This window comes from Paraburkholderia sp. IMGN_8, from assembly GCF_038050405.1.
In the GTDB taxonomy this organism is placed as follows: domain Bacteria; phylum Pseudomonadota; class Gammaproteobacteria; order Burkholderiales; family Burkholderiaceae; genus Paraburkholderia.
The window spans coordinates 1,289,944-1,316,162 of sequence record NZ_CP150901.1 but is presented as its reverse complement, the minus strand read 5'-3'; the positions used below and the strand labels follow the sequence as shown (position 1 = coordinate 1,316,162).

Below are 26,219 nucleotides of genomic sequence, written 5' to 3'. Positions count from 1 at the left end.
CCTCGTCTTTCGTGGAACCAAGGTTCTTCGCCTGCGGTTGCTAATAAGGCTACCCCTGCGGAAAAGTCAGTCGGTTATGACACAGTGTCCTTTCTTTTGAGGTCATGCAATGTCTGGCCAACGGCGTCCTTCCAATCCAACCAGCCATTGCACGCCGCCCCGCACACTACGGCAGATGCGCCGCTTGGTGACGAGAAGAGAACGTCTTCCTTGAAAATCAGCACCCCGTCGTCGAGCATGATTTTTCCCTGGCGAAGCAGCTCGTTTCTAAGCCTGGCAAATGCGTGTCCTTGAAATCCCTTTCCGATTTCTGCTTTACCCAATGAGCCTTTGAAAACAACAAGCCCCTCCTCGGTGTATGCTCCTTGAGCTGTGGTGCCGCCGCGCCTGCAGAACAGGACGTCTTTGGATGACGCGTCGGAGGCAAGCTTGGTCAATGGCTCAAAAGCGAGATGACCCAGACATGCAAGCAGTGCGCGACCAGTTTCGAATATCTCGAGGCAGTCCGCAACCAGCGGAGGTGGAGTGTGTGAGCGCATTCCTTCGTTAGCATTCTCAGTTTCGTACCGACCGACTCTCTTTGCTTCCTGGATAAACATAGACTCCAGGAACAACGCGTGAGTGGACGTGAGACTCTCCGTTCGTGTCGTTAGGACAAGCACCTTCTCCCAAAAGTCCTTTTCCTTGTTATGCGCGGCGAGACGCTTGCGGATGTCACCGCTCTGACCAACGTAAAGACGCTTGCCCGGACCATCATCCCTCTCCCCGACCAAAAAATACAAGGCCAGTTGCTCGCTTTCTCTCATATTGAGAAAATCCGCCAGCAGGCTACGGGGGACTTCTATGACCTGAACGATGCGCGTTGTGATTTCCGCAATTCGAATGCCGCGTGGGTCGCCCCCTGGCAGGAAGATTTGAATGGTCTGTGGTCGATGGGTCATTTCGATAAGTGGACTGATTAGCCGGGGCGCTCCCGGCAAAGGCAGGGAAGCAATACTTCGATGCCAACACAGTCGAATAGCGATCGTTTTTATCTGTATGACACGTCGTCTACCAGCCCAAGGGCTTCCTCTCTCCTTGGCGACCAGCCGACGCTCGTGCATATAAGTCCGCACGCAGCACGAACGGTAAGCTCGGCGATACCACACGAATCCTCGCCTTTTCTTGCAGGGAGCTCGTGGGCATGATGACGACCTCGAGCCTGAGCACGGACGGCCGTGCCCGCGCATGGCCAGCGTTCCGTCAGCTTTGCTCGTCCAATGAACCCGCTGCTGGGTCCGAACCAAGGTCGTCGCGCCGGACGCCGATGCGGCAGAGCAGACTCAAATCTTCGAAGACTCTGCGGCAGATCCTAAACAGCTGGAGCCCCCACTTCGCATCTTCTGTCAAGATGCCGGTCGACTGAACAAAGCATTTGTGGCGAAAACACACATCGCATTTTTTGTTCTGCATACTCCCGCAAACGATTGCTTATACTCTGTGGACCTCTTTTCTCCGAGGCGCATCGTATGCAGCGGGAATGGCTTGAATATCTCCAGCAACTTAGCTGCAACACTCCGGTAAGCTTGGCGTTGGTATCAGCAGCGCTCGGCTCTTGTGTATCGCTCGCTTGGATTGCGGCAAAAGATGTTCGCGCGCGCAAGCGGCAGCGACATGACACCGCGTTGGAACTTGCGCTATCGCTGGAAAGCTACGCTCGGACCTGCCGGACGATGATGCATAAAGCTGCGTGGGCAGCTTCGGCGTCGATTGACCATACGATCCACGACGCCAGCAAAGGCGTTTCTATCCCCGTTTTTGCTTATCCAGACAAATTGCAGTGGCAAGTCTTAAGCCGCGGCGTTGTCTCCGAGTTGCGCGAGTACCCAGCTACAGTGCATGCTGCCCGAGAGCACGTGGAAACTTTTCGGGAATTCGGTGAACCGGTGGACCTTTGCGGGCATGTTGAATACGAATGCGCCAAGGCTGCGACGTCTGCATTGATACTGGCTCGAGTCACGCGCCGTCGACACAGAGCCGCAAGATGGAAACAGGGCACCAAAGAATCGGCCATGGAACGCGAACTGTCTGACTTCATCGTGTACGCCGAAGAAAAACGCAAAGCGTCGCTTGAGCGCCGAACGGAATTTGCGGTTAGTCGGCGAGCCGAAGCGCAACCGTTCGAGCAGCCGTTAAGCGTCTAAAAGTTGAGACTCGGCAAAAGGATATTGCCGAAGCTCCCATCCACCTTGCAGCCAAGCCAAGACGTTATGCATAGGCAGCGCAGTCGCCTTTCGTCTTTCGTTTCGCCATAACGACCGCTGTTGCATTTGTCAGACGCCGCTGTTGCGGCTCGACGCGGGAACGCTCGCCCTCAGCCGCGCCCGCTGCCTGTGAGGCACAGCGTGCTCGCAAATCTGGCTTGAACAGCATCCTGGCAGATACCTAGTCCCGTCCCCCTAAATGTCCGCAAGCAGCCAACGGCTGTCGCGGTGCCGAACCCCTCTCGCGAAAGGCTGTGTAACACAGCAGTCGGTCGCCTACCTAAATAAACCCTGTGCCTACACGTTTTCTGATATCAAAGGAGACGTTTCATGTGGCTGGATCGGTTTGAGCGGATTGATGGCAAATTGACACTGGTCGGACTTGAACAGTCAGGTCAGGCAAGATTCCTCCCCCCGGAGCAGGTGTATAAGTCCAGGCCAGGCAAAAGCGTTTCGGATGCGATAACGCTGAGGACCTCGTTCTGTCATTGGGAGCGGGCGTCACCGCGCGAATACGCCACGGCATTTAGTATCCAATCGGGCGTTACAGAACGCCATGAGGCGTATCTCATACCAACTGAACGAACACGAGTCGTGCTTCCGACATGGCTACTTCAGCGTAGCCTGTTCGGCCCTCACAACCACATCACAAAATACATTTATGTACCGAACGGCCTAGAGCAATTTTGCTCGCCAATTCTAAATGGTGACCAATATACGGTAGCGATTCCTCCACGAAAAGAACTTTGGAAGGCAAAGAAAGCAAACGACTTTACGCAAAGAATGGAGTGGCTTTATGCCTACCCAACAGCGTACCGCGCGTGGAACAGCGTCTATCGCTTCGCATGTGCCGGAAAGATTGCTATACAGCTTCCCGCTGCCGAAGTGCTGCTGTCCGTACACGGCAAGTATGTTGGGGATACTTTCTACGCTATCAGCAGCGACATTCTGGAACTGAATCCGCTCGAACGTCCCCTTGAGTGGGCAAAGAACAATCGGGAACGTTACATCTTTTCCAGCGGTGCTACACAACGCAAGACCCGCAATGCTCGCTTGAGACCGATTAACAACGAATGGGACATGACTGACCAGGAATGGGCCGTCATTGAGCCAATCGCTTCATATCGCCGGGACGCTGACCGCCCCGGCCGACCATCTGGATATTTACTCCGTGACGTCGTCAATGGCGCCATACTCAAGATGGGAACGGGAATAGCCTGGAGCGAACTCTGGAATCAACGCAGGGGTTTCTCAGTAAGCCCGATGCTCTACAGTCGAATGAGGGCCGATGGGCGCTGGGAGAAGATTGTCGACGTCCTTGCCAATAGCAGACAGCAAATCTAAGTGACGCGATACAGTGCGTCGCTGCTGCGATCGTTTCTGGCTGAGCGCCGAGAAACTTGCGACGCGAAATACCCATAGCGCGAAGCGCAACACTACGCTCGCGACCATCGCAACACCAAGTTTCATCGCTGGATCAACCCGTTATCAGCGTCGCGCCACACTTGTCCACAGCTTTGCCAACAGAAACTGTGGACAATTTTCTCGCATTCGTGGTGCGGCGCATGCCCGCTCGACTGTTCGATTACATCTGGATTCCACTCCTGCGTCCGCCTCTAACTGCCACCGAACTTCTGATTTCGACCCCAATTTCCTGCATTCCAAATTTCAGGACGGATGGAAATATTCCAGCTAGCGAAGTCTCATAATCGTCCGCTTGCGAAAGCCTCTTATGACTTACGGCGAATCTGCCCAACTCTGGGTAGCTACATTGCAAGCGTGAGGACGCAACCACCATTTGTGCAATCGCTCAGGCCATCCGTTTGCTGCTGAATGGATCGGTGGACTCGGCTGGTTTCCGACGTCGATTTTCAGCAGAACAGGTTTTGTTTGTCTCTTGCGAGAAGAAGCGTGCAACGTCTAGGTCAGTTTTATTTGTTCGAGCCTCAAACTTGATTTATACGACATTCCTTAAAAATCAATACGTTACAGAGACAACCTATCACAGGTTTCGTTTGTACGTCACCAGCATGAAAACGCCCAATTCCTCCCTCACGCCCGCGCTCGCCCGCATCCTCGCGACGGTCAGCGTCGGCTTCGTCGTCACGCAACTCGACGTGACCATCGTCAACATCGCGCTGCCGAAGATCGGTGCGGACCTGCATGCGAACGTCGCGGGACTGCAATGGGTCGTTGACGCGTACACGCTCGCGTTCGCCGTGCTGATGCTGTCCGCCGGCGTGCTCGGCGACCGGTTCGGCACGCGGCGCATGTACGCGGCCGGCATCGTGCTGTTTGCGCTGGCGTCGCTGGCTTGCGGACTGGCGCTGGACGCCGCCATGCTGGTCGCCGCGCGCGCGGGGCAAGGCATCGGCGCGGCCGCCATGCTGCCGAACTCACTGGCGCTGCTCAATCAGTCATACGGTCACGATCCGAAGCTCCGTGCACGTGCTGTCGGGCTGTGGACCGCCGCCGGCGCGATTTCGATCGCGGCCGGTCCCGTGGCCGGCGGTCTGCTGATCGCGGCGTTCGGCTGGCGCAGCATCTTCCTCGTCAATCTGCCGATCTGCGCGGCCGGTTTGCTGGCGACGTTGCTGTGGGTGCCACGGCCTGAAGCTGCGAAAACAGCGCATCAAGCCACGGCACGAACCGACGAGCGCTCGACTCCACAGCAAAGGCCCCGTCCGCGCGGCATCGACCTGAGCGGCCAGTGTCTCGCGATCGTCGCGCTAACCGCCCTGGTCGCCGCTGTGATCGAGTGGCGCCCGCTGGGTTTGGCCCATCCGATCGTCGCGGGCGGCTTCATGCTGGGACTTGTCGCGGCCGTTGCCTTCGTCATGGTCGAAACGCGTGTCGCCGCGCCGATGCTGCCGTTGTCGCTATTCAGCAAGCGCACCTTCAGCGCGCCGGTGTTGTTCGGCATCTGCGTGAACCTGACTTACTACGGCATGGTGTTCGTGCTGAGCCTGTATCTGCAGCGGGCGCGCGGTTATACGCCCTTGCAGGCCGGTCTCGCGTTTCTGCCCTTGACAGGCGGCTTCCTGATTTCCAACGTGGCTAGCGGCTGGGTGGTCGGCCGTTACGGTGTGCGCGTGCCGATGATCGCCGGTGCGGTAACCGCGGCGCTCGGATATGGGCTGCTGCATCTGGTCGATGCGTCGACGCCGCTCCCGGGTCTCCTGCTGCCGTTCCTGTTGATTCCGTCGGGCATGGGGCTCGCCGTTCCGGCGATGACGACCGCTGTGCTTGCATCGGTCGAACCGCAGCGCGCGGGTACCGCGTCAGCGGTATTGAATACGGCGCGTCAGGCCGGCGGTGCAGTGGGCGTGGCTGCTTTTGGCGCACTGGCAAGCGGGACGGCATCCACCAACATCGTCTTCGGCCTGCAGGCCGCAACCGCGATCTCTGTTGGACTGCTGTTGCTGGCCGGCGCCTTCGCGTGCCTCGTCCATCCCGAGCCGCACACGCGGGCGGCGAGCGAACGCAAGTCAGGGCCTGTACGAACAGCCGAGCCACGCTGATCGCCACAAGCAGCCGCACGACGCTTAAAGCGACGCCTCCTGAATCGTGCCGGTATCGATGGCGCGCTCGATCAGACCTTCGCTTTGCGCCTTGCTGATTGCGTCGGCGATCAGCTTTTCCGGCTCCTCGATCTCGGCCTTGATCGTACCGATAAGCCCGGAAGCATCCAGAATCACCAGTGTTGTAGCCGAATCGGCCAGACTGATGATGACGCGATGCGGCGTGGGCCCTTCGCCGAGACTCGCGCACAACTGCGTAACCTTGCCGCCAATGGTTTGCTCGAAATTTTGAATCATTCTTTGCCCCCTTGATGACAGCCGGAATCAAAAGCGACCAGCACGGCCTGTCTTATCAGCGATTCAGCCCGCCGCGTGGCGCACGCGCACCGTCGATACTGATACGGCCCGCTCCGGTCACGAACAGCAGCAGGAAACCACCGGCGATACCGATGTTTTTCCAGAAATGGATCACCATGTCGCGTTGCAAGACAGGATCGGCGCCGTTCCAGAAGTCGTGCCCAAGCACCGCCGTTGCCACGGTATACACCGCCATAATGAGCGCGAGCGGGCGCATCTTGAAGCCGACGATCAGGAACAAACCGCCGAGCGCCTCGACGGCGGTCGCGATCGGTGCCGCGACCTGCACGAACGGCACGCCTTTCGAATGCAGATAGCCGACGAAACCCGCATAGCCCAGCAGTTTCATCACGCCGCCCCACAGAAAGAGCACGGCAAGGGCGATGCGCGCAATGAGGATGACGCCGGAATCGACGGGACGCGTCATGAGGATGCTCCTATAAATGAATAAGCAGCAGACCCGGCCGGGCGGCCGCAGTTCCCCGGTTTGCATCTGAGAATAGGTGTATTGCCCGCCTATTCCAAGCTCGGGCAAAAGTGAGCGGCACGCTGCGCGCTGCAATTACCGCGGGGTATCCGGCGCGAGCAACACACCCTTGGTGAATACGAAGCAGCCATAGCCCCGCTCTTCGCCAGTCGCGATCACGCAATACGCTTTACGCGCGCGCTCATAAAAATCGAACCGCTCGATCGAAGCAAACGGCACGTCGCGCCCTTCCGCGGCATTGACTTCGATCTGCGCTTCGCGCTGCACTGCCGGAATCGCGTTTGGCTCGCCCACCACTTCCATCCGCGAAGCAGGATGCTCGATGAACGTATCGAGCGGCATCACCGACAGAACCGCTCGAATCGCACGCGGCGCGCTCACGCCGTCGAGGCGAAGCAGCTTGCCCAGCACCGTCGTATGCGCCACTGAAGCGCCCGGGAAATTCGCGTCGCAAATCACCAGCTCGTCGCCATGCCCCATCGAGCGTAGCGCGTGCAGCACATCGGCGTTCAACAGCGGGTCCAGATTCTTCAGCACGGTGTCTCCTTGGTGTCCGATTGGAGGGCTGACTGTCGGGGTTCGGCCGGTCAGCCCCGGTAGGGTGTGCCGATCGACTCACGACCGGCTCGCATTGAACGTCGATTATGGCCGAATTGACGATCGGCCGTTCTGCACGAAGTGCGGCGCCGCATCATTGCGCCACTGCCAGCGCAGCCATCCCACCAACGCCAGTAGTACGAGACCGGCGCCGCCCAGCACCGGCTCGCGCCAGGCTAGCAATGCGGTGAACGTGAAAGCACGCGCGCCGGCGAGCAACGCGAAACCGGCGATCGCACTGCAAAGGGCGTCGACGGCGCCCGAGAGGCGCGCGAACTTGACACAAGTACCGGGAGCCGTGGCGGCAGCGGGCTCGAGCATGATCGTCTCCGTGAGAAAGCGTTGCAGGTTGTCACGCGGCGCCAGGAACCTGGTCGAGGAAGCCGGTCACCGTCTGCAAGCGGCCGTTCGCGTCGACCTGTCCGAAGTCGGAACCCTTGACGATCGCCGCGCCTTCGGGCGTCGCCAGCTCCCACGAAAAGCGCAGCCGGTTCGCGAAGCTGTCCACTTCCGTCGTGCGTCGAAACGTGTGATGCGGGAAACGCTCATGCACCGCGCGGATCATCGCATCGATACCGTCGTGTCCCGCGCCTGAGAGCAGCGGATCGAGGTAGTCGGCATCGACGGTCCATGTCGCGGCGATCAGCTCGCGACGGCGCGCCGCATCGGTTTCATTCCAGGCGTCGAAGTAACGGTCGATCAGGTCGGTATGCGCGTTCATCACAAACTCCTTGAGTGGCATCACTGAGCACTACGCTCGGCAGACACGGTGTGTGCGGCGGGCTCGGAATGAAGATTGGCGGCTTGCGTGCGGCGTGTCGATTACGTCGCAGGTAAGCATGCGCACTCACCGCTGCGCTGAACATGGTCTCGATGTGTGCAGGGTTGGCCATCTGGCCGAATCGTCAGGGACGGCACCCGCCGCTAACCTCGTGTGGCAAATGGGGGCCGCGCGGCGCGAGCTCGCGGCATGGCGACGAACTGAACGAGCGCGGACACGAGCCGCTTTTTTAAATATGGTTTTTACACTTGCAAGAACGTATCTACATGGATACAATTATCAGCAGATCGGTTCACCGCCTGTGTACACGATCAACCGCACCGAGGAATTCGATCGCTGGCTTGCCCGCCTCGCCGACCTCAAGGCGCGGGCGAAAATCCTGGTCCGGGTGCGGCGCGCTGAGCGCGGTCATTTCGGCGATGCAAAGCTGCTGGAAGACGGTGTGTCCGAAATGCGCATCGATTGTGGTCCCGGCTATCGGATCTATTTCGCGCGCCAGGGGCGCATGGTGTATCTGCTGCTCTGCGGTGGGGATAAGTCCACCCAGTCAGCCGACATCAAGCACGCCAAAACAATGTGGGCAGCAATCAGAAAGGAACTGTCATGAGCAAGATCAAAACCGCCCGTTTCGACGCATCGCACTACCTCGATAGCGAGGAAATGATCGCCGAGTATCTCAACGCCGCGCTGGAAGAAGGCGACGCCGACCTCCTCCTCGCCGCGATTGCCGACATCGCAAAAGCGCGCGGCATCGCGAAGGTCGCGGCCGACGCCGGACTCGGACGTGAAAGCCTTTACAAAACGCTCGCGCCCGGCTCCAAGCCGCGTATGGATACCGTGTTCAAACTGCTGCACGCGCTCGGCATCAAACTCAACGCAGTACCGGAGGGCGTGGCGCCTGCCTGATCTGCGCCCGCCATGTTTCGGCCCCGGCTTGAGCTGGCCGCCGGTATGCGCCACCGCACACAAAGGTCCATGCGTTTGATTTCTTGCGAAGCAGGCACGGCGGGATATTGAAACCATGCACGTCTAGCGCCTTTGTTCTGGTTCCTGGCAGCGAAGCCATCAACCAGGTCAACCGTTTTGCCGGGTATTCCATTACCTGTCAGGTAATGGATCGCCAGCGCGCTTTGGCTATCATCGGCAGCATGAACACACTCTCTCTGGCGCAGACCATTCCGTCGAACGCGCCGACGGCCAGCCGCACTGTCGGCGATCTGCTGCGCGAATGGCGGCAGCGGCGAAGAATGAGCCAGTTGCTACTCGCCGCCGAAGCCGATATTTCGACGCGGCATCTGAGCTTCGTAGAATCGGGCCGGGCGGTGCCGAGCCGGGAAATGGTCATGCATCTTGCCGAGCGGCTCGACGTGCCGCTGCGAGCTCGCAATGCATTGCTCGTTGCGGCAGGTTATGCGCCGCTGTTTCGCGAACGTCCGCTGACGGACCCGCAGCTCGCCGCCGCCCGCGAGGCGGTCGAGTTGGTGCTCAAGGGGCACGAGCCGTATCCGGCGCTCGCGATCGACCGCCACTGGACCATCATTGCGGCGAACAACGCGCTCGCTCCGTTGCTGGCCGGAGCGAACCCGGCGTTGCTGAAACCGCCGGTCAACGCGCTGCGCCTGAGCTTGCATCCGGACGGCATCGCAGCGTCGATCGTCAATTGGCACCCATGGCGCGCGCACGTGCTGGCTCGACTGCAGCGGCAAATCGAAGTAAGCGGTGACGACGCGCTGAGCGCACTGCGCGACGAGCTGGCGGCCTATCCTGCACCGCCTGACGCGGACGCAACCGGGCACGACAACACCGCGATCAGCCAGATCGCTGTACCGCTGCAGCTGCGCACACCGATCGGGGTACTGTCGTTCTTCAGCACAACCACCGTGTTCGGCACGCCGGTCGACGTGACGCTATCGGAACTCGCAATCGAGGCGTTCTTTCCCGCCGATCAGCAGACCGCAGCCGCATTGCGCGCGTTCGCCGAAACCCAACGCGCGGAAACTCAGGCCGCCGGAACAGCGAAGCCATAGCGCAATAGACGAACCCTGGCAGACTCGAACACGAACCCGTACAACCTGCTGTCCGATTCGAATTGCACCGGAGACGAACTTGAACAACGACGCCCTACTGGTACGCCAACTCGGCCCCGCCGACCGCGACGCGTACTTCCAGCTTCGCCTGCGCGGTCTGAAGGCGCATCCGGAGTCGTTCGGGCAGAGCTATGAGGACGCGCTGGCCAAAGGCGCTGCGCAGCACGACGCGATGCTGCAGATCTCGCGCGCTGCCGAAGGCGATTTTTTACTGGGCGCATATGTATCGGCCGAAACATCGCTGATCGGCGTGGTCGGGCTGAAGCGCCATCAGCGCGACAAGGAGCGGCACAAGGCGGCCTTGGTCGGCATGTATGTTGCGCCGGAAGCCGCGGGCCGCGGCGTCGGGCGTGCGCTGCTCAACGAGTTGCTGGCGCGGGCGTCGAGGATCGACGGTCTGCGACAAATCCAGTTGGTGGTCACGAGTCGCAACGAGGCGGCGCGCGGACTCTATGAATCGCTTGGTTTTCGCAAGTATGGCTGCGAGGTCGCCGCGTTGAATATAGACGGCGTGTTTCACGATGCCGATCTGATGGCACGCTTCATGTAACGCCGACCCGATGTCCGCACCACCGCGCGTCTTGCGGTCTCTTGTGCGGTCTCCTGTTACACACGATGGCACTTCCGTAACGACTACCGGCATCATCCTCAGCGCCAGGACAGCCGCTACGCCCGCCGGTCGTTACACGCCGGCCTGGAAAGTGCCGGCCCGCTTGCTGATCGCCGCGGTAATCGGCGGCCTGATGCCCGACTGCGGAGCCCGGCTGGCCTGCGGTTGTAACATCGGCGCATATTTTTGCGGCGCCGTGTCAGGCAGCTTGTACGACAGGCTCTGACTGGTCGCCGCGATCGCCAGCAACGTGCTGGGCACACGCCTGCCGCCTACTTTCGGTCTTTCCGTCTGGCGAATTCACCTGACCGGCTTCTAGAAGTTACAAATACGCTCCTGTTTGTAACTGGGGCCGCACCAATATGTTACGCCTCTGATTTGTCCCCATCGCAATGTCAAATACCGGTATTTATTACTTTTATTGAGATTTCTTTCCATTTCCTTTCTCGCCAAAGTGCGACTTCCCGGCCCCCCAGCCGCGCCTCTTCCGCTTCCTGAGAAATCCGACCAGGCTCCCACCACACAAGGGTTTGAACGGATCAAATGAAAACTTCGTCGACCACAAAGCGACTCGGCCACATCTATTACAGGACTGTGAAATAGTTACCGAAATTTGATGCATTTTTTTGAGATATTTTTTCGAGAAGGGATTGATTTCTTGTTTTGCCCTTCATACAATTCGTCCCAAGCTGTTACGAAATGTAACTCCTTGTATCAAGAAGTCGCGATCTGTATCAGGTGGTGACATGTAGCCGGAGGTCATCGTTTCCGGTGAGGCAGAAAAGACATAACGGCAAAAAATGCCGACATCGTAATTCGGGGCTTCGGAAACAGAAAAAATGGACCGCAGCAGCGAGACGCTGGATTCAATCCGCGAGATTAACTTGTCTTACATCATGCTCGCGCAACGTATGTTGCGTGAGGACAAACCGGTCGGGATGTTCCGGCTGGGCCTGTCATCGGAACTGGCTGATTTGCTTGCCGGGCTGTCGCTCGCGCAGATCGTCAAGCTGGCCGCTTCCGATCAGCTTTTATGCTTCTTCCGCTTCAACGACCACTCGATGTTGTCGGCGTTGACGCAAACAGCGAAGCATGCGGCAGTTGCACCGACTCACACGGCTATCTTGCTTGCAGGCCAGCCTGCCGAGCAGTTTGCTTAAAACGAGGTGACTGCGATGCTCAAGCGTAGCCTGACGGAAGACGCACAAGAAGTATTCCGTGCCATCGCGCTGATTGAACTCGGCGCGCGCATGCAAGTGCTCGAAAGCGAGTTGACGCTGTCGCGCGACCGCATGATCCGCCTGTATCGCGAGGTCAAGGGTGTATCGCCGCCCAAGGGCATGCTGCCGTTCTCGGCGGACTGGTATATGACGTGGCTGGCGAACATCCACGCATCGTTGTTTTACAACACGTACCTGTTCCTGAAGAACGAAGCGCGTTGCTCGCATCTGGATGCGCTGACCAAAGGGTATCGGCTGTATCTGGAACATTGCCGGCACAGCGAGACCGAACCGGTGCTGGACCTGACACGTGCGTGGACGCTGGTGCGCTTCTTCGACGCCGACATCCTGCAATTGACCAAGTGCTGCCGTTGCACTGGCAAGTTCGTCGCGCACAAGCACGACCTGCAACACAATGTCGTGTGCGGCGCCTGCCAGCCGCCATCGCGCGCCGGCAAGACCAAGAAGGCTGCCGCCGCCCGGCAGGAGGCGCTCGAAGCGTCGCAAATCGCGCAAGCAGCCTGAATTGAATCGATGCGGGCTGGTCCGGCCTGATTCGAACCGAAGCGCTTGAAAAAAGAGGTCCGCCATTGTCGCGGACCGCTTTGCTTTGTCACTCTCTTTTTCGGCGTCCGGCGCCGAGCCGGCTCGACTCTCAGCCCACCCACCCCACCGTCTGCACCACCAGCCACAAATTCGCCGCGCTGATCACCACGAACAGCGCCCAGGCGAGCAGCCGCGTCGGCAGCCTGTTGGCGAATTCGCCCATCAGCGAACGATCGCTAGTCATGCGGATCAGCGGATAAAGCGCGAACGGCAGTTGCAGGCTCAGCACGACCTGACTTGCCACCAGCAGTTGCCCAACCGCGCCGTTGCCCATCATCTGCACGCCGATCAGCGCCGGGATCAAGGCCAGTGCTCGCGTGATGAAGCGCCGCTGCCAGCAGGGGATTTTCAGCTTCAGAAAGCCTTCCATAATGACCTGCCCAGCCACCGTGCCGGTGAAGGTCGAGCTCTGTCCCGAGGCCAGCAGCGTGATCGCGAACAGCACCGCCGCGAAACCGGTACCGACGATCGGCGCGAGCAGCTTGTACGCGTCTTCGATTTCAGTGACCTGGTTGTGGCCGGTCGCATGGAACGCCGCGCCGGCAAGAATCAGGATCGCCATGTTGATCAGGAGTGCGATCACCAGCGACACAATCGTATCGATGCGCGACATACCGATCGCCGACTTGATGCTGGCTGAATCGCGTTTCACCGCGCGTGTCTGCACGATCGATGAATGCAGATAGAGGTTATGCGGCATCACCGTCGCGCCGAGAATGCCGATCGCCAGATACATCGGCTCACGTACGCTGAGCGCCTGCCACGACGGAATCAGCCCTTGCGCGACCGTCGGCCAATGCGGTTTCACCAGCGCCAACTCGATGATGTAACCGACGCCGATGGTCGCGATCAGCCCGAGCATGATCGCTTCGAGATCGCGGAAATTCTTGCCCTTCAGGCCGAGCACGATCAGCGTATCGAATGCGGTCAGCAACACGCCGGTAGTCAGCGAGCATTTGAACAGCAGATGGAAAGCCAGCGCGCCGCCGAGCACTTCGGCCAGATCGCAGGCGACGATCGACAACTCCGCGAGCAGCCACTGGGCACGCGCGACGCGAGGCGAATAGCGCGTACGCGACAACTCCGCGAGGTCTCGCCCGGTGGCGATACCCAGACGCATGCTCAGGCATTGCAGCGCCATTGCCGCGAGACTCGACAGCATGACGACGAACAGCAGGCTGTAGCCGTAACGCGAACCGGCTTCGATATCGGTGGCCCAGTTGCCGGGGTCCATGTAGCCGATCGAAATCAGCAGGCCGGGTCCTGCGAATTGCAGGATTTTTTTCCAGAAAGGTGCGCCTTGCGAGCCGGCGACCGTGCCTTGCACCTCGGATGGGCAAAACGGCGCTGTTGCGGTAGTCGGTAGTTTGAACTGCAATCCGGTGGTCTCTTGAGGTGGATGAAACGCGGCGCGCCTGCAGGGCCGCCGCGAACCGCCTCAAGTGTACAAAGAAACGTCCGGCAATGTCCCGCTTAGCGCGTAGCGGCCGACATCGCGCACGCGATAGTCGAGCGGATCGTGCAGCGTGTGCACACGCGCGTTGCGCCAGAAGCGATCGAGCGCGAGCGGCGCGTGCGTCGAGCGGGCGCCGCAGGCGTCGAACAGTTTTTCGCTGACGTCGAGCGCGGCGCGGTGCGCGAGAATCTTCGCCTCCGAAGTAGCGAGCGCGACGTGCGCGCGTGCTTCGGCAGCGAGCGCCGGGCCTTGTTGCCATGCGTCTTCGAGCGCGTAGGCGGCGCGCGTTGCCAGCGCTTGCGCGCTGACCGCTTGCAAACGCATCTCGCCGAAACGCTGGATCAGGTATGGATCGTCGGCGGCTTTCTCGACGCCGGAACTGATCCATGGCTTGCCGTGCTGCGTGACGTAGGTGCGCGCCTCTTCGAGCGCGCCCTGAGCGATGCCCACGAACAGATTGGTCAGTACCTGCTGCGAGATCAGCGTGCGTAGACTTGCGTATGGCGTGTCGGCGCGCTCCAGCACTTCGTGCGGTTCGACCTTGACCTGCGCGAACGACACGCTGCCGCTGTCGGTCTGCCGCTGACCGATCGGGTTCCAGTCTTCATGGACGGTGATGCCCTTGCGCGTCGTCGGTACGACGGCGAAGACCGGTTTGCCGGTTGCCGGATTGTGCGCAGACACGGTCATCATCTGCGAGCCGCGCGTGCCGGAGCAAAAACCCTTCTGGCCGTCGAGACGATAACCGCCATCGCTGATTGCACGTGCAACGAGTCGCGTGTCGAGCGGATTGACGGCGTTGCCCCACCACCAGCGTCCTTCCACCGTGCCGCTCAGATAGCGTGCACGTTGTTCAGGATTGCCCCATACATCGACGCTGACCACCTGCAAGCAGGTGAAGCCCAGCAGATGCGCGAGCGCACTGTCGACCTGCGCAATCGAACGGATCGTTTCGTAGATGTCGGGCCAGCGTGCGCCGGCGCCTCCGAATTCGCGCGGCACGGCCAGCGTCAGCAGACCCGCGTCGGCGATCCATTGTTTCTCCTGCGCGGCGTGGCCGCCGTCGCGATCGCGTTGCGCGGCGCTGGCATGTAATGCGTCGAGCAAGCCGGCGAGATCGTGCACCGCGGGTGCAGCGGTTGTTTGCAACGTTTCCCGCGGCTCGGGACGGCGAGCTTCGTTCATGCAATTTCCACGTAAAGAGGTTTGGCGAGCGGCACGAGAGTCGTCAGCGCCGCTCTCCAGATGCGGCGCGGATCATGATAGACGGCGGCAAACCAGCGGTCTACGAACGAATTTCTGGAAGGAAAGTGGGAAAAATGATTTGGAAGCACCGCACGGTACAGACGATAAAAAACGCCGGGCCGCGCTTTCGCGCGACCCGGCGTCCATCACCAGCCAACTAACGATTAAAAGCAACGCTACCGCTTCGCCACCTGCTCCAGAGCCGCAGGTGCGGACGCAGGCGCAACCGCCCCCCCCGCCGCATCAGGCGCGTTAACACCCCCCCAGCCACCACCCAGTGCGCGAATCAGATTCACCGTCGACACCGCCTGCGTGCCCGACAAATGGCTCGCCTGAAGCTGCGAAATCAGCACCTGCCGCTCGCCGTCGATCACATCCAGATAGCTGACCGCGCCTTCCGTGTACTGCGTGCGCGACAGATGCGCGGCCCGTTGCGATGCCTCCACCGCGTTGTTCTGCTCGCGAATCTGATCGTCGAGCAGACGCAGATCGGCCAGGTTGTCTTCCACCTCGCGGAACGCCACCAGCACCTGCTGACGATACTGCGCGACATCCTCGTCGTACTTCGAGCGAGCTTGCGCGAGATTCGCCTTGCGGCGGCCGCCATCGAACAGCGGCAAAGTCAACGCGGTACCGGCGAGCGGCCCAAGGATGAACGCGCGGCTCGACCACTTGAACAGATCGCCGAGCGTCGCCGATTCATAGCCGAAAGCGCCGGTGATATCGAGCCTCGGGAAGAACGCCGACTTCGCCAGGCCGACCCGCGCGTTCGCCGCGGCCATCGCCCGCTCCGCCGCCGAAATATCCGGCCGCCGTTCGAGCAGCGCCGAAGGCAAACCGGCCGGCACCCGCGCCGTCACCGGCGCGAGCGGCGCTTCCGCGAACGAGAAATCCGCCGGCGGCTTGCCGAGCAGAATAGCCAGACTGTGCTCGGAGGCAGCCCGCTGACGCGCCACGCCCACCGCGTCAGCACGCGCGCTCGCCAGTTCATTGCGGGCTCGCGACACATCCAGTTCGCCGATATCGCCTTCCTTGAAACGCCGTTCGACCAGCTTCAGTGTGTCCTCGCGCAGCGCCACGGTACGGCGGTACAGATCCTGATCCGTATCGAGCTCGCGCAACTGGAAGTAGTTCTGCGCAACGTCAGCCTGCAGCGACAGTTGCACCGAACGGAACAGTGCTTCGCTCTGCTGCTCATCCGCACGCGACGCATTCACGTTCGAACCAACCCGCCCGAACAGGTCGGCTTCATACGACGCCCCGACCTGTGCGCGCCAGATCGTGCCCGTCGTACCGCCCGCGCTATCCGGCTGGAGTTGCGATGCCGCCGATGCCCGTTCGCGCGTCGGGCCGAAGCCCGCGTCGAGCTTCGGGAACCAGTCCGACTTCGCCGCTTGCGTCACCGCACGCGCCTGCTGCACGCGCGCCGCCGCCGCCTTCAAGTCCTGGTTGGCCGCGGCGGCCTGCTGCTCCAGTTCGTTGAGCTTTGCATCGCCGAAAACCGTCCACCATTCGCCGCGATGCGCATCGTCGGCGGGTTGCGCCGGCTTCCACGTGCCCGTGTCCTGCGGCGACGCGACCGGCGTCTCCTTGAACGCGACCGGCGTATCCACCTCCGGCCGCTTATACGTAGGCTCCACGGAGCAGGCCGCGAGCAGCGCCACCAGCAAACCGCTGGCTGCCGCCCGGCCCCATCCGCTCAAAGATTCAAACCGCTTCATTATTGTTTTCTCCTCAGGCGTCCGTCGCCGGCAACGCATAGTGCGGCGCGTCTTTCTGCGCGACATGAATCGTCCCGCCGGCCAGCGTACGCAACACTACATAAAACACAGGGGTCAGCATCAGGCCGAACAAGGTCACGCCGAGCATGCCGAAGAACACAGCGATACCCATCGCATGACGCATCTCCGAACCGGCCCCGCTCGAGAGCACCAGCGGCACCACGCCCATGATGAAAGCGATCGACGTCATCAGAATCGGACGCAGACGCAAGCGGCTTGCCTCGATTGCCGCCGACAGCGGCGTATGCCCGTCATGCTCGAGTTCGCGAGCGAACTCGACGATCAGGATCGCGTTCTTCGCGGATAGCCCCACCAGCACCATCAAACCGATCTGCGTGAAGATGTTGTTGTCCCCTCCCGTGAGCCACACGCCGGTCAGCGCGGACAGCACGCTCATCGGCACGATCAGGATCACCGCGAGCGGCAACGTCAAGCTTTCATACAGTGCGGCCAGCACGAGGAACACGAGCAGCACGCTGATCGGGAACACCCACAAGCCAGCATTGCCCGCGATAATCTGCTGATACGTGAGGTCGGTCCATTCGAGCTTCACACCGTGCGGCAAGACTTCGGCTGCCACGCGTTCAGCCGCGGCCTGCGCCTGGCCCGACGAGAAGCCCGGCGCCGGCCCACCGTTGATGTCGGCAGCCGTATAGCCGTTGTAGCGCACCACCATTTCCGGGCCATACGTCGGCGTCACCGTCACCAGCGACGACAACGGCACCATGTCGCCCGCGGCGTTACGCGTCTTCAGCTGCAAGATGTCGTCGGCACGTTGACGGAACGGCGCATCGGCCTGCACCCGCACCTGATACACGCGGCCAAAGCGGTTGAAGTCGTTCACGTACAGCGAGCCGAGATAGATCTGCATCGTGTTGAACACGTCTGTCACCGGCACGCCGAGTTGCTTGGCCTTCACGCGATCCAGGTCGACGTTCAATTGCGGCACGTTGATCTGATAGCTGGAGAAGGTCGGGCCAAGTTCAGGTGTCTTTGCAGCTCGCTTCACGAACGCTTCCGCGGCCTTGTTCAACTCCGCGTAGCCGACCGCGCCGTGATCCTCCAACTGCAGCTTGAAGCCGCCCAACGTACCGAGACCCAGCACGGGTGGCGGCGGGAACACCGCGACGAACGAATCCTTGATCGCGCCGTACTGCTGGTTCAACGCACCGGCAATCGCGCCTGCCGAGAGCTTCTTGCCGCCACGATCCTTGAAAGGCTTCAACGTGACGAACACGATGCCCGCGCTCGAACTATTGGTAAAGCCGTTCACCGACAAACCCGGGAACGCCACCGCGCTTTCCACGCCCGGTTGCTTCAGCGCAATCGCGCTCATATCGCGGATCACCTTCTCTGTGCGATCCAGAGACGCGCCGTTCGGCAACTGCGCAAACGCGATCAGGTATTCCTTGTCCTGCGCCGGCACGAAGCCGCCCGGCACGACGCGCGAAATCAGCACCGTCGCGCCCAGCAGGATCGCGTAGACCGCGAGCATTGCACCCTTACGGCGTAGCACGCCCGTCACGCCGCGGCCATATTCCGTCGAGCCGCGATGAAACACCTTGTTGAAGCCCTTGAAGAAGCGGCCGAGCACACGATTCATCACACGCGTCAGGAAGTCTTCCTTAGCGCCGTGACTGCGCAGCAGCATCGCGGACAAAGCCGGCGACAAGGTCAGCGAGTTGAATGCAGAGATCACCGTCGAGATCGCGATGGTCATGGCGAACTGCTTGTAGAACTGGCCCGTCAAGCCGGTCATGAAGGCGAGCGGCACGAACACGGCAACCAGCGTCAGCGCGATAGCGATAATCGGCCCGCTCACTTCCTGCATGGCTTTATACGTCGCATCACGCGCACTGAGCCCGTTTTCGATGTTCCGCTCGACGTTCTCCACCACCACGATCGCATCGTCCACCACGATACCGATCGCGAGCACCATCCCGAACAATGACAACGCGTTGATCGAGAAGCCGAACGCGAGCAGCAACGAGAAGGTCCCGACAATCGACACCGGCACAGCGATCAACGGAATGATCGACGCACGCCACGTTTGCAGGAACACGATCACCACGATCACCACCAGCGCGATCGCTTCGAGCAGCGTATGTATCACCGCTTCGATACTCGAGCGCACGAACTGCGTCGGGTCATAAACGATCTTGTACTCGACGCCCGCCGGCATGTCTTCCGCCAGTTCCTTCATCGCGGCACGCACCTGATCGGAAATCGCGAGCGAGTTCGCGCCAGGCGCCTGGTTGATTGCCAGCGCCACAGCAGGTTTGTTGTCGAGCAGCGAGCGCAGGCCGTATTCCGACGCCGCCAGTTCGATACGCGCGATGTCGCGCAGATATGTCACGCCGCCATCCGGCGCGGTCTTGACGATGATGTCGCCGAATTCACCCTCGGTCTTCAAACGGCCACGCGCGTTCACCGACAACTGCAATTGCGTGCCCGGCACCGAAGGCGATGCGCCGATCACACCGGCCGCCACCTGAATGTTCTGCTCACGAATCGCGTTGACCACTTCGGTCGCGGTCAAGCCGCGTTGCGCCACTTTCTGCGGATCGAGCCATACACGCATCGCGTAGTCGCCCGAACCCCACAGTTGCACTTCGCCTACACCCTGAATCCGCGCGAGCCGATCCTTGACGTTGAGCAGCGCGTAGTTGCGCAGATACGTCATGTCGTAGCGATTGTTCGGCGAGATCAGGTGGACCACCATCGTCAGCGTGGGCGAACTCTTGATGGTCGTGATGCCGAGGCGCTGCACGTCTTCCGGCAGACGCGGCAGCGCCTGGTTGACGCGGTTCTGCACCAGTTGCGTCGCGAGGTCCGGATTGGTGCCGAGCTTGAAGGTGACCGTCAGCGTCAGGTTGCCGTCGCTATTGGCTTGCGACTGCATGTACAGCATGTTCTCGACGCCGTTGATCTGCTCTTCGAGCGGCGAAGCCACCGCTTCGGCGATCACTTTCGGATTCGCGCCCGGATACTGGGCGTGCACCACCACCGAAGGCGGCACGACTTCCGGGTACTCCGAGATCGGCAGCTTGAAGAGCGAAATGATGCCCCCCAGCAGAATCAAGACCGATAGCACGCCGGCAAAGATCGGCCGATCGATGAAGAATTTGGATATGTTCATTGGAAGCTCTTAACGTTGGAGCATGCGCGCGCGACCGAAACACAACCGAAGCGCGGCGCACGAGGCTCACGAATTCTTGTCCGCCTTCGCACGCGTTTGCGCGAGCGGCGCGCTGTTCGGATCCTGATCGGCGTCCATCGGCACCATGTGAGCGCGTACCGCATCGCCCGGACGAACCCGCTGGATGCCGTTCACCACGATCCGGTCGCTAGCCTGCAAGCCGCCCTTGACGACGCGCAGGTTGCCCTGCATGCCGCCCACCGACACTTCGCGGTACACGACGTGGTTGTTCTTGTCGACCACCAGCACGAATTTCTTGTCCTGATCGGTGCCCACCGCCGCGTCGTCGATCAGCAGAGCCGCATGCGGCTCGCTGCCGCCGACCTTCACGCGCGCATACAGACCCGGAATCAATGCACCATCCTGGTTATCGAAGCGCGCGCGCACGCGAATGGTGCCGGACGACGTGTCGAGCCGGTTGTCGACCGATTCGATCGTGCCGCTGCGCGAGTAGCCGCTTTCATCCGCGAGACCGAGGTCGACCGGCACCTTGCCGCCATCTTTCGCGCGGCTCAGGTATTGCAGGTAGGTTTGTTCGTCGACGTCGAACGATGCGTAGATCGGCGAAACCGACACCAGCGTGGTCAGCGGCGTCGAGCTCGCGCCCGCCGACACGACGTTGCCCACCGTGATCTCCGCACGCGATACGCGGCCCGCCACCGGCGCGACGATCTTCGTGTAGCCCAGATTGATGCGTGCGGTTTCGACGGCGGCTTGTGCGGCTTTCAGGTTGGCGCTCGCTTCGCGCGCGGCGTTCTGCTTCTCGTCGTAGTCGCGTTTGGCGATCGCGTTGTCGGCGATCAGGCGTTGCGCGCGTTCCCAATCGCTTTGCGTGTAGCCCGTGCGCGCCTGAGCGGCCGCCAGCTGTGCTTCGGCGCGATCCACTTCGGCGGCGTACGGACGCGGGTCGATCACGAACAGCGTGTCGCCCTTCTTCACGAGCGCGCCGTCCTTGAAATTGACGGACACGATCGTGCCCGGCACCTGCGAACGCACGTCCACTTTTTCGACTGCTTCGAGGCGGCCCGAATAGCTCTGCCAGTCGGTGATGGTCTTTTGCACCACAGTGGCGACATCGACTTCCGGCACGATGGTGGGCGCCGCGGGCGAGCTCGCATCCACGCGGATCGCGCCGAACGTGCCCACCCCGGCCACTACTGCGACGGCTAGAACGGCAATCGCCAGACGGCGACGGGAAAGAGGAAGGATAGTCATGAGAAGCTCCCGGTATCGTTGGTTAAAGTTCTGTTTATCGATGGGCGCGCGCATCGAAGCGCCACTGAAAAAATCGCACGGCCTCCTGCAACGCAGGCGGATGGTCCGCCAACGCGGCGTGTGAGACGCTCGGATAGCGGACCACCTGGGTCAGCACGCCGGCGTCGATCAGACTGCTCGCGTATTTCTCCGCTTCCACATGCAGCACATCGTTTTGCGCCGTCGCGATCAGCGTGGCCGGCAGGCCCGCGAGGCGCGACGATTCGAGCGGCGCGGCATACGGATGCATGCGTTGCGACGCTTGCGGCAGATACGCGCGATAGCACGCCGCGCATTCTTTCGCGGTAATGTCCGAGCCCAGGCGCTGCTCGTCGCCGAGACGCGTCAGGCTTGGATCGAGCATCGGTCCGAACAGCGCTTGCGCGGCGATCCGCACGTCGCCACGGTCCCGCGCGATGAAAGCGAGGCAGTTGGCCAACTGCCCGCCCGCATCGTGGCCCGCCACGCCGACCTTCTTGCTGTTGCCGCCGAACGCGCGCGCCCGGGTCTGCACCCACAGCGCCGCGCGGTGCGCGTCTTCCGGCGCTGCGGGAAACGGAAACTGCGGTGCCAGCGAATAACCGACCGACACCACCAATGCTGGTAAGTGTTCTGCGAAATAACGCGCGGCGAAGTCGGCCTGATCGATCGAGCCCTTGGTAAAACCGCCGCCGTGGAAATAAAGCAGTACCGGCAGTGAGGTTTTCTGCGGCTGCCGGTACAAACGCAACGTAATGTCCTGTGCGTGTCCTTCGATCTGGACGTCAGTGACGTCGAGTGCCGTGCTGTCGGCCTGTGCCGGACCGCTGCCGGCAGGCATAAAAGAGTACGGCGGTTTAAATGCATCCATGTCGAGCCGCGCAATGCGCATAGAACTTCAATGGTGCGAATTGTGGGTTCGGCAGACTCGTAAATAAATGCCTATAATCCGGCAACACAATTCGGCGTCTCTGAACAATCGAATCAATTGCTCTGCTGATTCGCTCGTTTGCTCAGAACGCCCGCCCCTTCTGGAGGTTTGCAATGGACCGGCTTCAGGCCATGCAAGTGTTCACGCGTGTCGTCGACACAAACAGTTTTACCCGTGCAGCGGAAACGCTCGATCTGCCGCGCGCATCGGTCACCACCATCATTCAGAATCTCGAATCGTTCCTCGGCACGCGTCTGATGCACCGGACCACGCGCCGTTTGTCGCTCACGCCCGACGGCGCGGCGTACTACGAGCGTTGCGTGCGCATTCTTGCGGACGTTGAAGAGACCGAGGCCAGTTTTCAGAGCGGCAATAAAAAACCTCACGGCAAGCTGCGCATCGACATGCCGGGATCGATCGGCCGCTTGCTGGTGATTCCTTCGCTGTGTGAATTCCACACGCGCTACCCGGACATCGACCTGCAACTCGGACTGACGGACCGGCCTGTCGATCTGTTGCAGGAAGGCGTTGATTGCGTGGTGCGAGTGGGCGCGCTACAGGATTCGTCGCTGGTTGCGCGGCGGATCGGTTTGTTCGAGGGCGTGACGTGCGCGTCGCCGGACTACATCGAGCGTGCGGGCGTACCCACCTCGCTCGAAGACCTCGAGAATCACAAAGCAGTCAATTATTTTTCGAGCCGCACGGGGCGCACAATCGATTGGGCCTTCATGATTGATGGCAAAGAAATTGAAGTGAAGATGAAAAGCATCGTGTCGGTCAACGACGCCGATGCCTACGTGACATGCGGACTGGAAGGCTTCGGCCTGATTCAGCCGGCGCTCTTCATGGTGCTGCCGCATCTGCGTTCGGGCCAGTTGGTCGAGGTGTTGCCTGAGCACAAGCCGTTACCGATGCCGATTTCCGCAGTCTATCCGCACAGTCGGCATCTGTCTCCGAAAGTCCGTGTTTTCGTAGACTGGATTGCAGAGTTGTTCGACCGCTGCCCATTGTTGAGCGGCCGCGGTTCGCTTGACGCGACTTGCACGAAACGTACTTTTGAAGAACGCGAGTCTGCTCCGACGCTCGATACGCCGGTGATAACGGAGTGGGTGGCTTAATCGGCGTTGATTTGAAGTACAGTAATTGAAATAGTGAATTCCAATCGCGGTTCTAATGCCGCGATTGCTTGAGTTGCCGCGATTGTTCTGAAAACGCGACAATTCATTTCGCGAAAGTGCGATTTATCCGCATCGGCTCAGAGCCTACATTTCACCCTGTCGCGGCGCTACTTGTGCTGCGAATGAATCGACAGGAGTGAATCATGAAACGCCAACTCATAGCAGGTCTTGTTCTTTCGCTGGTCGCGAGTGCGCCGGTGTTTGCTCAAAGCAGCAGCAGCGGAGGAATTGGCCGCGCTGGTACATACGAAACGCAACCCACGCCGAGCACGAGCGGCAAGACACGCGCTGAAGTGCAAGCGGAACTGGTCGCTGCGTATCGCGATGGGTCGTTGCCTTCGTTGAATCGGACTACTTATCCAAACAAAGGGTTAATCGGCCAGACGCAGGCCGCGCGTATTGCGTTGCAGGAAGGCACAAGCCCTGACGTTACTCGCGTTGCTCGTGGGCAGTAAGCGGCAGCGCCGCAATGGTTCGGTTTCCAAAAGAAATTGTCGTTGCGGTGCCTGGCATGCACTCTTTATAAAGGAGCTCATTATGAATCCATCCGAGCTTGATCACTGGGATACGGATGCGGCGGTTTGGACGCCGTATCGGGCGCCTCAACGATAGGTTTTTTTGGTTTTTTTGCCTGCGCGGCGCTTTGGTTGTTGTGCCTGTGGCGGTGGCCTTTCCTTGGTTTCTTTGCCTGCTCGGCGCTGTTTGTCTGGGTACCTGCGGCGTTGGCCTTTCCTTGCTTTCTTAGTGGTCTATTAGCGTCGCCCCTGTGCGGGGCAGGCACTTACTTTCTTTGCCGCCGCAAAGAAAGTAAGCAAAGAAAGCCCCGCTTCACACCGCTAACTCTTAAGCGGGTCCCCTGGCTTGGAGGGGATAGTGGAGCATCTGGAATCCGTGCCCTCGCGCACTCCGCGCTAGTGACAAGGCAGTCATCCTTCCGGCGGCGCTGCGCGCGCCGTAGCGGTACTTCATAAAACCGTCGGGTCCGTCGGGTGCTTCCAGCGCCAGCGATCGTTCAAGCTTAACGGCTTGCCTTTGCTGCGCTAGCGTAACTCGTGGCTGCGTTTCTTAGCCATGCCGGCGTAACTCGCGCCTGCGTTTCGTTCGGCAAAGTGGCTTGTAATTCGCGGCTGCATTTAGTTTGGCGAATTGACTAGCACTTCAACTATTCAGCGCCTCGCCGAAGCGCAGCCGATGGCACCCATGGCGCGCAAACAAAGCCACTGGTTTCCCTGGCAGCCCCGTCCGCGGCGCACGCAGTGCGAGGCGGGAAGGATGATGCCGGAAGCGCGTACGCCCCATCGGGGTTGGGAAGTACCGCCATGGCGCGCGCAGCGCCGCCGGAAGAATGACTGCCTTGTCACCGGCGCGGAGTGTGCGAGAGCACTGATTCCAGATGCTCCACTACCGCCTCCAAGCCAGGGGACCCGCTTAAGAATTAGCGGTGTGAAGCTTTCTTTGCTTACTTTCTTTGCGGCGGTGAAGAAAGTAAGTGCCTGCCCCGCACAGGGGCGACGCTAATAGACCACTAACAAATCAAGGAAAGGCCACCGCCGCAGGCACACAGCCCAATAGCGCCGCGAAAGCAAAAAACTCCTAACGCCGCGGCACGGCGTCCCTCCACTCACTCCAATGCGTGGCAATATCCTGCACAAGCGGATTCCCAGACCGGAAGAGGTTCTCAATAGCGATAGTAAAGCCCCCTTGCGCAGCATAGTTGAGCAGATTATCCGCACTAGACTGCCCATCGTAAGGCCGATCAAAATCAGACCCAGCCCGCAGCACAGCGACCCGATTCAAGTCGACCTTATGCACAGAGGCCGCGCGCTTAAGCGCCTCATAAGTAGCGTTATCCTCCTGCTGCGTGGTGCAATAGACGCCCTTGTTATCGGTCAGAATCCTGGTCCAATCCCGAGCCCGCTGCCCAAGCAGCGTCCCTGACCACCAGGTATCGCCAGCTAACGTATCGCACTGAACAACAGTAGGCGGCCGATTGGCAGGCGCATAAGAATACTTGGCCCGAGCAGCCTGAGCCTGCGCATTATCAGCCAGCACGACACTATGAGACAAAGCAAAAGCCGTATCGGCAAGCTGAGTGTTCAACTGAAAAACCTCAGTCCGATAGTCAAGCGGCGGCTTATCGGTAGGACTCTTGGTATTGATCCCCAGGTAGCCCGTACTCCAGCCAGGAGGGATCTCCCGCCCATCGATCTCCCACTGAATCCCGAAGTCGACCAGATACTTCGCCCAGGCGGCGGACCCAACCGTCCCCTGCTGGGGATCGATCCCGGCAATCCCAGCCACCATGAAATACGTATGCCGCAAATCGAACCGCGGTGAAAACGTCAAAGCCATGATCGACGCGGCAGCGTTGCTATGCCCCATGCCAGTAGTCATGACGCACACGTCCTGCTTATTGCAATGAACATTCGGGTAATCGGGCGACAACCCATCGACCGGAATGTCACGCCATGGCCCGAGCCGGTCGAGCCACACCTGCCCCTCCGGCCCGAACATCGAAATAATCATTACCTTGACCGGCCGTCCGCGCGAGCCGCCGTCTCCTTGCGCGAATCCGTCGTTGTCGTCCGCGTTGGCGGGTCCGGCTGAAAAGGCCGCGCAGGCCGCCAGCGTAATAGCAGAGATTGCACCGAGTGTGCGAGTCAGCATCGTGATCCTTCCTTTTGCTT

Annotated in this window: 24 protein-coding genes and 1 pseudogene; 12 read left to right on the top strand and 13 right to left on the bottom strand. The window is 60.5% G+C overall.

Annotation, left to right across the window (positions count from 1 at the left end):
- Positions 1-74: 74 nt before the first annotated feature.
- Complete coding sequence (locus WN982_RS27205) at positions 75-941, bottom strand: GIY-YIG nuclease family protein (RefSeq protein ID WP_341318695.1); 867 nt, start codon at positions 939-941, stop codon at positions 75-77.
- Between the two features lie 567 nt (positions 942-1,508).
- On the opposite strand from WN982_RS27205, the gene WN982_RS27200 reads away from it, so the two are divergent.
- The 3 genes from WN982_RS27200 to WN982_RS27190 all read left to right on the top strand — a co-directional run bounded on the left by WN982_RS27200 (position 1,509) and on the right by WN982_RS27190 (position 5,764).
- Complete coding sequence (locus WN982_RS27200) at positions 1,509-2,183, top strand: hypothetical protein (protein WP_341318694.1); 675 nt, start codon at positions 1,509-1,511, stop codon at positions 2,181-2,183.
- A 390-nt stretch (positions 2,184-2,573) separates the two neighbouring features.
- Positions 2,574-3,587 carry a transposase gene (locus WN982_RS27195; protein ID WP_341318693.1) on the top strand — a complete coding sequence of 338 codons (1,014 nt, stop codon included), beginning with the start codon at positions 2,574-2,576 and terminating at the stop codon, positions 3,585-3,587.
- Between the two features lie 686 nt (positions 3,588-4,273).
- On the top strand, positions 4,274-5,764 hold the full coding sequence (locus tag WN982_RS27190) for an MFS transporter (protein WP_341318692.1): 1,491 nt from the start codon (positions 4,274-4,276) through the stop codon (positions 5,762-5,764).
- Positions 5,765-5,788: 24 nt separating this feature from the next.
- Here the strand turns inward: WN982_RS27190 and WN982_RS27185 are convergent, their stop codons facing one another.
- The 5 genes from WN982_RS27185 to WN982_RS27165 form a co-directional block, all read right to left on the bottom strand.
- Complete coding sequence (locus WN982_RS27185; RefSeq protein WP_341318691.1) at positions 5,789-6,061, bottom strand: hypothetical protein; 273 nt, start codon at positions 6,059-6,061, stop codon at positions 5,789-5,791.
- A 55-nt stretch (positions 6,062-6,116) separates the two neighbouring features.
- A complete protein-coding gene (locus WN982_RS27180; protein WP_341318690.1) occupies positions 6,117-6,548 on the bottom strand; it encodes a DoxX family protein in 432 nt (143 codons plus the stop codon).
- A gap of 135 nt (positions 6,549-6,683) precedes the next feature.
- Positions 6,684-7,145 (bottom strand): RbsD/FucU domain-containing protein, encoded by a 462-nt coding sequence (locus WN982_RS27175; RefSeq protein WP_341318689.1) that lies wholly within the window; start codon positions 7,143-7,145, stop codon positions 6,684-6,686.
- 105 nt (positions 7,146-7,250) lie between these two features.
- Positions 7,251-7,526, bottom strand: a complete 276-nt coding sequence (locus WN982_RS27170) for a hypothetical protein (RefSeq protein WP_341318688.1) — start codon at positions 7,524-7,526, stop codon at positions 7,251-7,253.
- 31 nt (positions 7,527-7,557) lie between these two features.
- Positions 7,558-7,926: a nuclear transport factor 2 family protein gene (locus WN982_RS27165; RefSeq protein WP_341318687.1), complete on the bottom strand. Its 369-nt coding sequence runs from the start codon at positions 7,924-7,926 to the stop codon at positions 7,558-7,560.
- Positions 7,927-8,221: 295 nt separating this feature from the next.
- Here WN982_RS27165 and WN982_RS27160 point away from each other — a divergent pair, with 295 nt between their 5' ends.
- From WN982_RS27160 to flhC, 7 genes and pseudogenes are all read left to right on the top strand, one after another.
- Entirely contained in the window at positions 8,222-8,593 is a 372-nt protein-coding gene (locus tag WN982_RS27160) for a type II toxin-antitoxin system RelE/ParE family toxin (RefSeq protein ID WP_341319436.1), read from the top strand.
- Positions 8,590-8,892: an addiction module antidote protein gene (locus tag WN982_RS27155; protein ID WP_341318686.1), complete on the top strand. Its 303-nt coding sequence runs from the start codon at positions 8,590-8,592 to the stop codon at positions 8,890-8,892. Before WN982_RS27160 ends, WN982_RS27155 begins: the two co-directional genes overlap by 4 nt.
- Before the next feature lie 242 nt (positions 8,893-9,134).
- A complete protein-coding gene (locus WN982_RS27150; RefSeq protein WP_341318685.1) occupies positions 9,135-10,013 on the top strand; it encodes a helix-turn-helix transcriptional regulator in 879 nt (292 codons plus the stop codon).
- Between the two features lie 79 nt (positions 10,014-10,092).
- A complete protein-coding gene (locus tag WN982_RS27145) occupies positions 10,093-10,623 on the top strand; it encodes a GNAT family protein (protein WP_341318684.1) in 531 nt (176 codons plus the stop codon).
- A 52-nt stretch (positions 10,624-10,675) separates the two neighbouring features.
- Positions 10,676-11,002: pseudogene (locus WN982_RS27140) on the top strand (YeeE/YedE thiosulfate transporter family protein); the annotation flags it as partial.
- Positions 11,003-11,522: 520 nt separating this feature from the next.
- Complete coding sequence (gene flhD / locus WN982_RS27135; RefSeq protein ID WP_341318683.1) at positions 11,523-11,843, top strand: flagellar transcriptional regulator FlhD; 321 nt, start codon at positions 11,523-11,525, stop codon at positions 11,841-11,843.
- A 15-nt stretch (positions 11,844-11,858) separates the two neighbouring features.
- Positions 11,859-12,428 carry a flagellar transcriptional regulator FlhC gene (gene flhC, locus WN982_RS27130; protein WP_341318682.1) on the top strand — a complete coding sequence of 190 codons (570 nt, stop codon included), beginning with the start codon at positions 11,859-11,861 and terminating at the stop codon, positions 12,426-12,428.
- Between the two features lie 130 nt (positions 12,429-12,558).
- Here flhC and WN982_RS27125 read toward each other — a convergent pair whose 3' ends face one another.
- The 6 genes from WN982_RS27125 to WN982_RS27100 form a co-directional block, all read right to left on the bottom strand.
- Entirely contained in the window at positions 12,559-13,887 is a 1,329-nt protein-coding gene (locus WN982_RS27125; RefSeq protein ID WP_341318681.1) for an Nramp family divalent metal transporter, read from the bottom strand.
- A 60-nt stretch (positions 13,888-13,947) separates the two neighbouring features.
- Positions 13,948-15,150, bottom strand: coding sequence for an acyl-CoA dehydrogenase family protein (locus WN982_RS27120; RefSeq protein ID WP_341318680.1), 1,203 nt, complete (start codon positions 15,148-15,150; stop codon positions 13,948-13,950).
- A gap of 236 nt (positions 15,151-15,386) precedes the next feature.
- A complete protein-coding gene (locus WN982_RS27115) occupies positions 15,387-16,931 on the bottom strand; it encodes an efflux transporter outer membrane subunit (RefSeq protein WP_341318679.1) in 1,545 nt (514 codons plus the stop codon).
- 13 nt (positions 16,932-16,944) lie between these two features.
- Positions 16,945-20,130: an efflux RND transporter permease subunit gene (locus tag WN982_RS27110; RefSeq protein ID WP_341318678.1), complete on the bottom strand. Its 3,186-nt coding sequence runs from the start codon at positions 20,128-20,130 to the stop codon at positions 16,945-16,947.
- A gap of 66 nt (positions 20,131-20,196) precedes the next feature.
- Positions 20,197-21,405 (bottom strand): efflux RND transporter periplasmic adaptor subunit, encoded by a 1,209-nt coding sequence (locus tag WN982_RS27105; RefSeq protein WP_341318677.1) that lies wholly within the window; start codon positions 21,403-21,405, stop codon positions 20,197-20,199.
- Between the two features lie 34 nt (positions 21,406-21,439).
- The gene (locus tag WN982_RS27100; protein ID WP_341318676.1) at positions 21,440-22,294 is read right to left on the bottom strand and encodes an alpha/beta hydrolase; all 855 of its coding nucleotides are present in this window, start codon (positions 22,292-22,294) and stop codon (positions 21,440-21,442) included.
- A gap of 173 nt (positions 22,295-22,467) precedes the next feature.
- Between WN982_RS27100 and WN982_RS27095 the strand changes: the two genes are divergently transcribed.
- Together WN982_RS27095 and WN982_RS27090 are read left to right on the top strand one after the other, a co-directional pair.
- A complete protein-coding gene (locus WN982_RS27095) occupies positions 22,468-23,472 on the top strand; it encodes a LysR family transcriptional regulator (RefSeq protein WP_341318675.1) in 1,005 nt (334 codons plus the stop codon).
- 203 nt (positions 23,473-23,675) lie between these two features.
- On the top strand, positions 23,676-23,987 hold the full coding sequence (locus WN982_RS27090; protein WP_341318674.1) for a DUF4148 domain-containing protein: 312 nt from the start codon (positions 23,676-23,678) through the stop codon (positions 23,985-23,987).
- Between the two features lie 1,138 nt (positions 23,988-25,125).
- Here WN982_RS27090 and WN982_RS27085 read toward each other — a convergent pair.
- Positions 25,126-26,199, bottom strand: a complete 1,074-nt coding sequence (locus WN982_RS27085; RefSeq protein ID WP_341318673.1) for a purine nucleoside permease — start codon at positions 26,197-26,199, stop codon at positions 25,126-25,128.
- Positions 26,200-26,219: the final 20 nt, after the last annotated feature.